We start from the raw sequence: 13054 nt of genomic DNA on the forward strand, positions 1-13054 counted from the left end.
CCTTAGTCAGTATCACGGTTAGGCTCAGCATTCGGTGATACTGGTTGAGCTGATATTGTGATTTCTTTGGATTGTTGTGATGACTCACTCTCAGCTAAATCCTTTCCAATCGCCTCGTGAACTTCCTTACTATCATTAATAATCAACGAGTTGCTACCAGTGTTTTGCTGTTCAATCCGCTCTTCCTCTTGCTTATTGAGCACCAAAATACTTATGCGACGGTTAACTGGTGAGCTAGCATCTTCCTGTTTCAGACGAACAGTTGAAGCCATACCGACCACTCGCAGTATCTTTCCTTCATCCAATCCACCTATCAACAATTCTCTTCGGGAGGCATTCGCACGATCTACGGACAGTTCCCAGTTACTGTAGCCACGCTCACCATTAGCATACTTCAAGTCATCCGTATGACCGGACAGGCTGATTTTATTTGGAATCTCGTTCAGGATTGGCGCGATAGCCCGCAAAATATCTCTCATATAACTTTCAACTTTTGCACTACCAACCATAAACATTGGCCGATTTTCCCGGTCAATAATCTGGATACGTAATCCTTCATCCATCATGTCGATTAACAAGTGTGGACGTAATGCTTTAAGGCGGGGGTCAGTAATAATTAACTGATCGAGTTGCTCACGCAGTCTGTTTAACTTACGTGCTTCATCATTAGCTTCAACAACTTCAATCTGACGAAGAATATCTCCTTCCTGATAAAGCACATCCTGCCCTCCCCCAGGAATAGGATTAGAACTATCGCTGCTACGTTCCCCTTTATTTATTGCAACTTGCAATGGAGTACGGAAATATTCTGCAATGCGGGTCAATTCCTGCGGACTGGAAATTGCCAACAGCCACATAACCAAAAAAAATGCCATCATGGCAGTCATAAAGTCAGCATATGCAATTTTCCATGAACCACCATGATGCTTGGTGTCATTTCTTTTACGTCTTTTTACCCTAATGACAGAGACGTTTCGTGCCCTCATATTTGTTCTTCAGCTTCTTGCTGGACAGGTACTTTCACCCGGCGAACATGTTCCTCCAACTCAGTGAAAGAAGGACGATCTGTGAGGTATAAGGTCTTACGACCGAACTCAACAGCAATTTGAGGAGCATAACCATTCAGGCTTGATAACAACGTTACTTTAATGCACTGCATCATTTTGAGGTGCTCACCACTACGCTGGCGTAACAGTGTTGCAAGTGGAGAAATAAAGCCATATGCCAGCAAAATACCAAGGAATGTTCCAACCATTGCATGGGCAATCAGTGCACCAAGTTCTCCTGCCGGACGATCTGCCGAACCCAAAGCATTAACAACCCCCATAACAGCAGCAACAATACCAAAAGCAGGAAGTGAATCACCAACCATCATAAGACTGGTTGCTGGGATCTCACTTTCCTGCTCATAAGTTTCAATTTCTTCATCCATCAAAGCTTCAATTTCATGAGGATTCATATTGCCACTTACAATCAACCGCATGTAGTCAGTGATAAAATCCATCAAATGCTTATCCTTAAGCAAACGCGGATACTGGGTGAAAATATCACTCTGCTGAGGGTGTTCAATATCTCGTTCTAACGCCAAGACACCATGCTGGCGGGATTTTGCTAGCAACCGGAAAAGCAAAGCCATCAGATCCATATACATCGCTTTATTATATTTGGATCTACGCATTATCTTTGGCAAAACACGCAATGTTGCCTTAATCGCTTTTCCGTTGTTACCAACAATGAAAGCACCGATACCAGCACCAGTGATAATTAAAAATTCAGCGGGTTGATAAAGTGCGCCCAAATGACCACCTACAATCAGGTAACCACCGATTACCGCACCAAAAACTACGATATATCCTAAAAGTACTAACACGCGATATCCTTTAGCTAAGTTGGTGAGCGGATGGGAAGTTGAACAGTTTGAATCCAGAATGGCGACAATTTCAATCCAGGTTACAGGAAGAAAAGTATAAATCCGTAACCTGTAGGAATGATTTCCCATTTAAATTCACATTGCGCGCTGAGCAAGTCCATCCAGCAGTTGTGAATTAGTATCGGCAGATTGAGAGGAAAGTTTACGTTTTTTTACTGCACGTGATGGTGGTTGGCAAAGGCTACAAACAAAGCTATTTACAGGTTGATGAGCATGGGTAATAAAAGTTCCTCCGCAAGTACGGCATTGTGAAGGTTGCAACATACCACTGTCCACAAAACGTACCAAAGTCCAAGCACGAGTCAGTGCCAAAACAGGTGCGTCCCCTGCTATAGGAGGACATTGTTCAAGATAGAGCCGATAAGCTTTAACAACTGCCTCTACACCATCACAATAACCACTCTTGAGTAAAAAGCGATAAGCATTGTAGAACATTGATGAGTGAATATTCTGTTCCCAAGTCATAAACCAATCTGTTGAAAAAGGCAGCATCCCTTTGGGCGGGGGACTTCCTCTCAATTCTTTATAAAGCTTAATTAATCGCCCTCTGCTCAGTTGTGTTTCACTTTCAAGCATTTGTAACCGCGCGCCCAAAGTGATGAGTTCCATTGCAAGCTGTATATCCTTCGCTTCTTGAACTATACTTTTCCCGGCCATCTCTATGCTCTTTTCTTCACTGAAGTATCGTCTTTCGAAGATAACTGCTGAAATAAATGAGTAGATAACAAAATGCCTGTATGTATTTGTTGCAAATCATCTACCCGAGATTCCCTGGTAAGCTGCTGAATAGTTTCACTGTTTTCGAACCGGAAATTACAGACTAATTGATTAGTCTCGGCGAGCTTTACCAACTGAGGTAATGTCAATTCAGACAACGTATCAGCCATAGAATCGCTAATACCTAAACGGAACATCGCTGATGCTTTTTCATGGTTAATTAATCGCTGAGCTAAAAGCAGATACGATAAATTTATGTCATAAATATGTTTGAGCAATTCAACCGTACTCATTTCTCTATCCCGTCCGATTACATTAAAAAATCAGTTTAGTGTTCGAAAAACCACTCGTGACAAAATTCCTAAAATAGCTTAGGGATTAATAATCTCTCACATAACTAAAATATACAGGCTTAGTCAGAGTAGTAACCATCCTTTGTATTACTTTTGATTCGTCCAACTTCAAAAATATTACGGTAGTGAGTTGCAAAAGTATTATTGCGTTACCTGATATAACATTTTTTACTGTCGATTAAGAATATTCTTAATGCAAGACAACTTTACTCCTGAATCATCAACTTATACAACGGAAAGAGGCCGCCATTTTAAATACTATGTGACATGACTCACAAAAATAAAGTCTTTTAATATGTATTTAATCGATGAATTGCTCATTAACTATTCAAACAATTAAATAAAATCCGAAATCCCAATTTTAATAAGTTAAATTATCTAAATAAAAATATTAGATATATTTTTTGATTTTATACGATCTATTAAACTTATAAATTTAAAATAACGATAAAAAATCCTACCCTTAGTCAAACAATCGATAAAAAAGCCAGTTTTATCTCCAGGTAACAAGTGTAAACAATAATCTTATTCTGGGATCTGACATCTCCATTTACACGATAAAACTGATTAAATTTATGTAAAATTTCGTTACAAAAAAGATGCTGGTATGATCACTTTTAGTTTAGATTTGTACTTTTTTCAACCTCAAGGCTTAACTAAAAATGCGTACCACCATTCACAGATAACACTAACCATACAAAAATAGCATAAAATACAGTAAGATAATGAATAAAAAAACAACTACAGTAGCATTTCATTGCTGACATAGTAACCAATATCTAGCATAGAGATAATCCCAAAAATCAATCCATTTTGTTTCATTACAGTCCAATCACCAGAAAAAATCATTAAAAAAACTTATCAAAAATCATATTTTTTAATGTCATTATATGCAAAATACTTTTGTTAATTACTTTACCCTTTTCACCTTTAATTTTCATTTTTCATTATAACTCATTAGTTAAATTTACACATTATCTATATATATATTTTAAAAACATTAGGTATTTTAAATAAATTTCGATTATTTATTAGCCTATGGCCCATTTTAAAATGCTATTAAAACACATAATAATAGAAATAAAAATTTTCAAGCCACATAAATATATAACCTCATCAAATGAAAATCATAAATGGCATCACCATTCTTTATAAAATTCAATAAAAATATAATTCATACATTAATTTTCATATAAATAATATAAGTCATTTCAGAATTCATGTCCTTATGATACAAATTAAATAAAATACTAAAAGATATTTTTCCTACTTTTCATTATTTCATATAATATTTACGACTCTCATCCCAAAAATATTTTTTATACGTGTAAAAAACACAAATAAGGTTGCTATTAATGGATATCATAGATTTCATTTTTTAAAATCATAATTACGGATAACATAGTTAATTGAGATTTATTGCAAAAATAGCCAACAGTAATAGAATGATAAGAAACCCCAATACCATTCTTTACCAGAGAAATAATGTTAATAATCATTATTAATAAAAATACCATGATATTTTTATAAAAAAGATGAGAAAAAATATGATTTTGAGTAAAAATTTATTTTCCCATATAAATAGTAATGATAATTTTTCAAACAATTATAACTGCTCATCAAACATAGAAAATAATGCAGCAACTGATTACAGCCTCATCTCATCACAGAAAATATTCTCAGGGCAAAAACTCCATACTCATTAGTTCAACAAACAGGATGCAAGAAATATAGATATCGAGAATCATTATCAGTTATGTAACCAATAACACTGGAAATTCCATTGCAGTTTGGATAAAAGACACGCCTCTCATGCACAATATATAAACAGTAAATTCTTGAAAAAATCACCATTTAATACACTAGATTGGTAGAATCGCAACTCAAAAAACAACATTTTTTACTTAAATAATGCATAAAATCAACATATATATCTATATCACGAAAATCAAACAAAATCTTTTTATCAATACCACAAACATCTAATATTTTTAGAATCTCATTTATAAAATTTTATCAAGTGCATTTTATCTCAATGGTAAAGAAGGCTACGAAATATCATACATTAGATCTTGTACTAGTAAATGAATGTTCCCCATTGACAAAAATGGAATAAAGGTACCAGCAAAAAACATTACCAAGTCTGAACTTACCGTTATATTCAAGTAGTTGATGATATTTCTATTCGTCTATCTTCCCTTAACTATCCAGCTCATCTAATCCTCTCAAATTTTTATCAAATCAGGTAATATCTATCGCTTTTTCTGATATATCTGTACTTGTACTAACAAAAACTCCAACATCAGGGTATCTCAATACCTCAGTGTCATTAACGTCATCACCAGAAAAACTAACTATATGCCTGTTATTTTATAACATAGGGTTCTTACAATACGCAGTTTGTTAAATATCGATCTTATTCCATTTCACTTTTCAGGGTTTCAGCGCACATCGGCTCAGTTTGTTAGGTTGTTAAAATAGCTTTGGCATCTAATCCTAGATCATGACAAATTATGACAGTAATAGCAGAATTATCTTCGGTAAGAACTTTTGCTATTACGCCATTCTCTCTTAATGCAGAAATAGCAGAGGCTACTCTATTCTCTATCAGATCAAAAAAAATCCGTTCCCCTTGTAATATCGCCAATCTTTCTCATCAGAAAGCAACAAATGTTTCCACTTTATCATAGGATAAATATCGAGCTGATAAAAATTAATACTCTGAAATCTTGTCTGATAGTAACCATTAGCTAGTACCATTATTTTTTCACGGCGTTCTCCATCAAGCAGAATTATTATCTATTTTACTCTTATATAAGAACAAACTTAGATCATTTCCTCTACTATACCTTTGCAGCTTAATTGATATTTCCTCTAAAGATCCCGCACTGGAATAGATAACCAATACCGAACAAAATAAAATGTCAACTCATCAATTTTTCTGTACCCGTGCATAATAATACTGCATCGTTACCCACTTTTCTTGTAAAACCATCAATCAATAATACCAATACGAAATTATTTCCAGTATAAAGCGAATTGATAATCAACGACCGCCACGATAAAATTAGCCTGAAATCTACCACTAACAATCAATAGACTTAGCCATAAAAATAATAACCACTGGACAGCATCACTGTTCATATTTCACCCAAGAAGTAGCAAGAACATAATATTGCCTGACACAATATATTTGATAGGTATTTAGGGTTGGGGTTGGGGTTGGGGTTGGGCTTGGGCTTGGGATTTGCAATACTATGACTTAACCACTATTGGCTTGATCACAGGTTTCACCGCTTGCTCGAAAGGTATTCTTATCAAGACTTTAACAAATTACCTAACCACAATCGCTCTGATGATGACATCTATAAAATTTGCTTTCTTTGATTGTTACCAATATCACCAACATTTTAATAAAACCTACTGATGAGGTATTCATCTTATTATTAGAGAAAAAGCTCCAAATAGTTTCTTAATTACGCGTTGCCTAACAGAGAAAAGACTTAGTAGGCAACGCTCCATTTGTTTCATATAACAAAAGGCAATTCATCAACAATGACACTTTTTTTAGACTAAATTATTATTACCTTATATCAATAATTTTCAGACCTATAGTTCAGAAGCAATTTTCCAGTTTATTGAGCTAACACTCTTTTCCAGACTCATGCGACAAACAATCGCTTCTATCTCTTTTTGCTCAGTCGATGTTGCTAATATTTCAATACACACTTCGAGTTTTTCAGGTTGAATCATATCAATGAAACTCAGTGATTGTAATCTCACTGCCACTCCATTTAGAGCTTGCAACACTAAAGTTCTAACCAGAATTCCGTCATGACTATCGCATACCACGTGAATTCTATAACACCGTGCCAAATCAGTGACCTGTTGTTTAGGTTGTAAATTAATACGCTGAGCAGCTTCACGTAATAATATATTTGCGCAAAGAATAATAACCGTTGCTATTGCAGCCAGCCAATATTGCCCAAGACCACATAACACACCAATTCCGGCAGAACACCATAAAGTTGCAGCAGTATTTAACCCACGGATATTCATACCTTCTCGCATAATGACACCCGCGCCCAGGAAACCAATACCTGAAACAACCTGAGCAGCAATACGACCAGCACTATCTGGTGAAGTTGTTATCGAACTAAGAATAAAAACGGCAGCACCAGTCGCAACTAATGCATTCGTTCTTAAACCTGCCATACGCTGACGCCATTGACGTTCTGCGCCAATTAATGCACCAAAGCACATAGCTGATAATAAATGGAAGACAAAAGGAGTTATTAACACGACATTCTCCATATATACCCGTTATCTTTCAAGTTGCCTCTTTGTTGGCTGCACTCACTCACCCCGGTCACATAGTTATCTATGTGTTATCTATGCTCCCGGGGATTCGCTCCTTTGCCATCGCGATGCATCTTGAAATCCATTGGGTATAATTAAATGGATAAATAATCATGTGCATTTATTTTGCACACAGAAATTTGTGCCGAATGTTTAATTCAGCATTATTTTCTGTACATACCTGGAGGTAATAAGGTGTAAATGTATAACAGCATAATAAAAACTCAATATAATATTCTTCGCTACTCTACCGAGTACCAAATAACAATGCTTTTTAGGTAAGTACAGCTCAGATATTTTGAGTGGTACCGCCCGCCTTGTTTGGCAAGCAGCAAATCGGGAGGAAATGAACAGCTTGCCGTGTTATTTTTTATTTAATCGAAAACTTTGACTGTCCAATGATAATTTCTCCAATGAAATTTGGATGAAGTATAATCAGGGGTAGTTAATAAGTAAAGGGAATATTACTATAACAAAGAAAAACAACAAAGAAAAAGTCCGCCACTACTAAAATAGTGACGGACTTGAAAATCATTCAGGCAATCAGATAGCAGTTACGTTTGCAGCTGCTGGGCCTTTAGCACCATTTTCAATGGTGAATTCTACGTTCTGGCCTTCTGCCAAAGTTTTGAAACCGTTACCCTGAATGGCAGAGAAGTGAACGAATACGTCTTTGCTACCGTCAGCTGGGGTGATGAAACCGAAGCCTTTAGACTCGTTGAACCACTTCACTTGACCTTTCATTTTGTCAGACATTGTGACTTTCCTATATATCAAAAAAATTTTGCCACCATGGGCATGTATTGGCCAGTTATCAGCTATTACTTATGGAGGCACTAAGAAGGAAACGCGTCAACAAAGGCTATCTGAGGATAACACTTACACATAACTCATTAACTCAAGATGTCGTACATAAAGTAGGTCTGTTTATCAGGCCGGCAGCATTAACGCATGATAGAAAAGGAATAGCAACCTTTTTATGCATCCGTGTTTTAAAAAACACGTTTAAGCTCACTATTAGAACAATAATACAACAAGTAAAACAAATTAGTTATAAATTTTTTTGATTTATTCAACCATTATCTTAATGAAAGCGTTAGAATTAATCTTAGCCAATAACAGATCATAGATTAAAGTAAAACAACTGATCTACGTAAGATCATCTACCTCATGCTAACCTTAAGAACCGATAACTATGAAAACATACCACTTTTCCTTCATCTACTCAGGTTAATATATGAATATCATTAAACAGATACTGATTCGGGACCTTGAACGAATTAACATTGAAGAACAGCGTGATGGCAAACCTCGTTTTAACAGCCAGTTTCTCAGCAACCACCCTTACCTTTTCCTGGCTATGCTCATCTCTTATCTGTCTCTCGCTGTGCTTATCTGGTACGCCCCATACTTTGGTTTATTTTCACTGCTAGCCTTTACTGTACTCTTCATTGTTATGGCTACTATTCTGCTATTTGAAATCAAACCTGTATATCGGTTTGATGATATTGGTGTACTTGATCTACGGGTATGCTACAACGGTGAGTGGTTCGCCAGCGAAAAAATATCAGACCATGCTCTCGAAGAGATCTTTTCTCATCCTCATGTTCCGTTAACAATGAAAGATGAAATCAAACGTGTTATGAAACTGAAAGGTGAAATATATTTTTATGACGTTTACATAATGGCATTTTCTGAACAACCAGACAAAACACCATCACCACCGATGATGAATAAAAGTACTCAATTTCAATAAAATAGCATAGTTATAACACAACATGCTCATATGACGAGCAAACAATAAAATTGTAAGACTTTTTGCGTTGACAGTGTTTCAGTTCATCGCTAATATTCGCCTCGTTCTCAGGAATGATTCCTCCATAGTTCAGTCGGTAGAACGGCGGACTGTTAATCCGTATGTCACTGGTTCGAGTCCAGTTGGAGGAGCCAAATTCAAGTCTGGAGATGCTAAAAGGAATCTCTGGTACTATCAGACAGATAGTCTGCAAGAAAGCCCAATAAAATTTGGGCTTTTTTTTGTTTATAAAATAGCACATTTAGGGGTACTGGGGTGATTAATCCAAAACCACTTTATAAATTCTCTCTTTAGATTTGTGTAGTATATTTACTTCGTCAACAAGTTCTATTTCGTAATGAATTATTACCCGACCATTACCGATATAATTAAAGAAATCAATTCCACCTGGCTGGTCATCGGCATTTGCTTCAGGATTAATTATCCCCAACCGGACAACATTATCTTCATTGGCTACTAAAGATTCTATTTTTAATACTAGCTCGCCTACATCCTGATTATCATCAGAATAACCTCTTATATGAACTGTACCTTTTTTAAACTCCTTATTTTGAAGTTTAACATCGCTGACCATAATATTGATGTCATATTCAATAATACTCTCACCAATTGGTCGGCCTCTCGTTTCATCATATTCATCAATATAAGGCATTTCCAAATCACGGCGAACCTGAATTGTTCCAGGGTCTTCATCTAGTTCTACAATTATATATTGAACAGTAGAAAATTTAGCGCTACCACTTTCACTAATAGTGTAATAAACACTGTCGTGTTTACCGCTAGTAAGAAGATCGCTTTTCACAGACAAGCTGCGGATATCATTGCTATCCTGAGTGTTTGGAACAGAGACAATAGTATCATCAAAAATGAATTTTACTTCATGATTTTTCAGAATATTAGAATCAACAAAAAGTACTTTAACTCCTGAATTTATATCATTGCTATCAATTATATTATCATAATTTGCCGGATATATAGGTGCTGATAATCCCACTGACTTCAGTTTGAATCGATCCAGAACAGCTTCAGCAACCACATTACCACTAGCATCAGTTACTTCCGCAACAAACTTAATTGTGGCATTAGCTTTTTGATCTGTTTTAATTTTTACTAAAACTTCAGATGCCCTGCTAATAGAGTCGAATATTTTATTGTTATTTACAATTTCATATTCTCCTTCACTCAAACCATGTACTGAAATTTTACTTTTGTAATTATCTAATGATACAGAATAATCATCATCTTTTAGAACTATAAACAATCGTAATGGAACGTTGAACCAATCTTTATGTGAAACCCAGTTAGTTACATCAGTATTAATTAAGAACTTCATGACTTTTCCTCATTTTATATAAAAAATACAGAAAAATTAGCCACTCTTTTCTGGTAAAATATTATTTACTTTATTGCATATTATATACAAATATAAAATAATTATTAATTTAATAACATATTAATCCATTAACACCAGATAAAACCTCATTATCAACGGAGAACTATTTTTCCTAGACTGATACTATGCTTTCCAATTTATGGTTGAAATAATTAATTACTCTTTCAATTAAGAATTGTAGACGAAAAAATCCACTAATAAATATCAAAAGACAATACACGATCTATTAAAAAAATAAAATAGGAAGATTAGCAAGAAATACAAATCACCTATAAATAACATTAAAAAACAATTAAAAATATATTTCATTATATTTTTAATATCCCCAGTTAATTATATTTTAAATAAAAAAATAGATAATATTCCCCCTACCTAACTATCATAGATAAATATTAATTAGTATTGGTATTACCTGTCCTAAGAGACTTAATTGACTAAAAAATAGCAAACAAACGCCATTTTGAACACCAGTTAATCAATCAAACTCAATTTGCAGTTTTCCCCTTTGACAAGCCTAAAATACCCAGCTATTATTCGCCTCGTTCTCAGGAACGATTCCTCCATAGTTCAGTCGGTAGAACGGCGGACTGTTAATCCGTATGTCACTGGTTCGAGTCCAGTTGGAGGAGCCAAATTATGAAGAGCCCGCTTAGTGCGGGCTTTTTGCTTTTCTGATTTACACTACCGCTCTTACGACCCAACATTCAATGTAATAATGCTATTCAACCTACATTCCTAGCATACAATTCCTGCAACCAGCCATTGTTTAGCACAAAAACAGATCAACAAGTTCAGTTTGCCAGCAAACAAACCCTATTTGTTGTTTTCTGCTTTGACAAAGCAAAAATGTATCGCTAATATGCACCCCGTTGTGAAGGAGTTCCTCCATAGTTCAGTCGGTAGAACGGCGGACTGTTAATCCGTATGTCACTGGTTCGAGTCCAGTTGGAGGAGCCAACTTCATATCATTTTACCCTCATGTTTCATTTTTCCCTGTTTATAAGAAAATCTACCTCTGGTTACCCTACACTACCCTAATCTAATTGATTTGGATGGAATTTTCGTTGAAAGTTACATTCATCAATAGCTATTTAATCTTTTTCACTTTATTATCCATTCCCGGCTTGAACATGCTGAATTCAGCACTTGTCTTTTCTATTATATATACTGGAGCCGGTTTCATGACCACTGAATCATATACAATAAAAATCCGCCGCCCTGATGACTGGCACATTCATTTCCGTGATGGTGAAACGCTAAAAACTGTCGTTCCTTATACTAGTCACTTTTTTGGCCGAGCTATCGTCATGCCTAATCTGCTTTCTCCGATAACAGAGGTTGGTCGTGCCAAAGCCTATAGAAACAGAATATTGGCAGCTATCCCTAAAGGGCACAATTTTCAGCCTCTTATGACTTGTTACCTCACTGATTCTACCAACAGTTCCCAAATAGAGGTCGGTTATAAAGAAGGAATTTTCACTGCCTGTAAGCTCTACCCTGCCAACGCCACAACCAATTCAAGCCACGGTGTCTCTGATATTAAGAACATTTATCCACTACTAAACGTTATGGAAAAACTGGGGATGCCTCTGCTCGTCCACGGTGAAGTTACTGCTCCTCATATTGATATTTTTGACCGTGAAGCCCGTTTTATCGAACAAGTCATGGAGCCATTACGTAACCAGTTTCCCACACTGAAAGTCGTGTTTGAACACATAACAACCAAAGAAGCAGCGCAATATGTACTTGAGGGTGATGACAATCTAGCAGCAACGTTAACGCCACAGCACTTAATGTTCAACCGCAACCATATGCTGGTTGGTGGTATCCGTCCAAACCTGTATTGCCTGCCCATTCTGAAACGCAATGTTCACCAAAATGCTTTACGCACAGCCGTCGCCAGTGGATGTGATCGCTTCTTCCTAGGTACAGACTCTGCACCACATGCACAACATAAAAAAGAATCATCTTGTGGTTGTGCTGGCGTATTTAATGCCCCATCAGCATTACCTGCTTACGCAACAGTATTCGAAGAGATAAATGCATTACAGCATTTTGAAGCTTTCTGTTCCCTTAATGGCCCTAAATTCTACGGATTACCCGTTAACGAAGGATTTGTCGAACTGACTCGCAAATCTTCTACGATCATTGAACACATTGATTGTGGCAATGAAAGGCTTATTCCGTTCCTGGCTGGCGAAGATGCCCGTTGGGAAGTAAAAACAGCAGATTGATATATGTGGGGATGGTCATCATCCCCATTAATTCGTATATACCCGTTATCTTTCAAGTTGCTTCTTTGTTGGCTACACTCACTCCCCCCGGTCACAGAGTTACCTACGCTCCTGGGGATTCGCTCCCTTGCCGTTGCGATTCATCTTGAAATCCATTGGGTATAGTTATCAACCTACCAACAAGCCGGATAATAATTCCTAACAAAAAACCTTCTTACTTTTATTAAAAAGCATATACTAATAATAACTCAT

10 protein-coding genes and 3 tRNA genes are annotated in these 13054 nt (G+C 36.1%); 5 read left to right on the forward strand and 8 right to left on the reverse strand.

All coding sequences use genetic code 11. From position 1 onward, the window contains the following. Positions 1-2: 2 nt before the first annotated feature. From motB to cspE, 7 genes are all read right to left on the reverse strand, one after another. A complete protein-coding gene (gene motB / locus AM629_RS02050) occupies positions 3-986 on the reverse strand; it encodes a flagellar motor protein MotB (protein ID WP_054475695.1) in 984 nt (327 codons plus the stop codon). Continuing rightward, the gene (gene motA / locus AM629_RS02055; RefSeq protein ID WP_054475848.1) at positions 983-1870 is read right to left on the reverse strand and encodes a flagellar motor stator protein MotA; all 888 of its coding nucleotides are present in this window, start codon (positions 1868-1870) and stop codon (positions 983-985) included. Before motA ends, motB begins: the two co-directional genes overlap by 4 nt. 135 nt (positions 1871-2005) lie before the next feature. Then, a complete protein-coding gene (flhC, locus tag AM629_RS02060) occupies positions 2006-2587 on the reverse strand; it encodes a flagellar transcriptional regulator FlhC (RefSeq protein WP_054475697.1) in 582 nt (193 codons plus the stop codon). Between the two features lie 2 nt (positions 2588-2589). Continuing rightward, complete coding sequence (gene flhD / locus AM629_RS02065; RefSeq protein WP_054475700.1) at positions 2590-2940, reverse strand: flagellar transcriptional regulator FlhD; 351 nt, start codon at positions 2938-2940, stop codon at positions 2590-2592. 2524 nt (positions 2941-5464) lie between these two features. Further along, positions 5465-5647, reverse strand: a complete 183-nt coding sequence (locus AM629_RS23185) for a hypothetical protein (protein WP_152911958.1) — start codon at positions 5645-5647, stop codon at positions 5465-5467. 962 nt (positions 5648-6609) lie between these two features. After that, positions 6610-7302, reverse strand: coding sequence for an MgtC family protein (locus tag AM629_RS02070; protein WP_054475702.1), 693 nt, complete (start codon positions 7300-7302; stop codon positions 6610-6612). A 600-nt stretch (positions 7303-7902) separates the two neighbouring features. Next, the gene (gene cspE / locus AM629_RS02075; RefSeq protein WP_010847246.1) at positions 7903-8115 is read right to left on the reverse strand and encodes a transcription antiterminator/RNA stability regulator CspE; all 213 of its coding nucleotides are present in this window, start codon (positions 8113-8115) and stop codon (positions 7903-7905) included. Positions 8116-8596: 481 nt separating this feature from the next. Here cspE and AM629_RS02080 point away from each other — a divergent pair, with 481 nt between their 5' ends. Beyond that, the gene (locus AM629_RS02080; RefSeq protein WP_054475703.1) at positions 8597-9115 is read left to right on the forward strand and encodes a YlaC family protein; all 519 of its coding nucleotides are present in this window, start codon (positions 8597-8599) and stop codon (positions 9113-9115) included. A gap of 118 nt (positions 9116-9233) precedes the next feature. Continuing rightward, positions 9234-9309: transfer RNA gene (locus AM629_RS02085), tRNA-Asn, on the forward strand. A gap of 125 nt (positions 9310-9434) precedes the next feature. Here the strand turns inward: AM629_RS02085 and AM629_RS02090 are convergent. Further along, positions 9435-10508 (reverse strand): hypothetical protein, encoded by a 1074-nt coding sequence (locus tag AM629_RS02090; RefSeq protein WP_054475705.1) that lies wholly within the window; start codon positions 10506-10508, stop codon positions 9435-9437. Positions 10509-11124: 616 nt separating this feature from the next. Between AM629_RS02090 and AM629_RS02095 the strand changes: the two genes are divergently transcribed. From AM629_RS02095 to pyrC, 3 genes are all read left to right on the forward strand, one after another. After that, positions 11125-11200 (forward strand) — tRNA-Asn (locus AM629_RS02095). A gap of 249 nt (positions 11201-11449) precedes the next feature. Further along, positions 11450-11525 (forward strand) — tRNA-Asn (locus AM629_RS02100). A gap of 224 nt (positions 11526-11749) precedes the next feature. Next, positions 11750-12802: a dihydroorotase gene (gene pyrC / locus AM629_RS02105; RefSeq protein WP_054475707.1), complete on the forward strand. Its 1053-nt coding sequence runs from the start codon at positions 11750-11752 to the stop codon at positions 12800-12802. Positions 12803-13054: the final 252 nt, after the last annotated feature.

Origin of the sequence: Photorhabdus heterorhabditis (assembly GCF_001280945.1) — a bacterium.
GTDB classification, from domain to species: Bacteria; Pseudomonadota; Gammaproteobacteria; order Enterobacterales; family Enterobacteriaceae; genus Photorhabdus; species Photorhabdus heterorhabditis.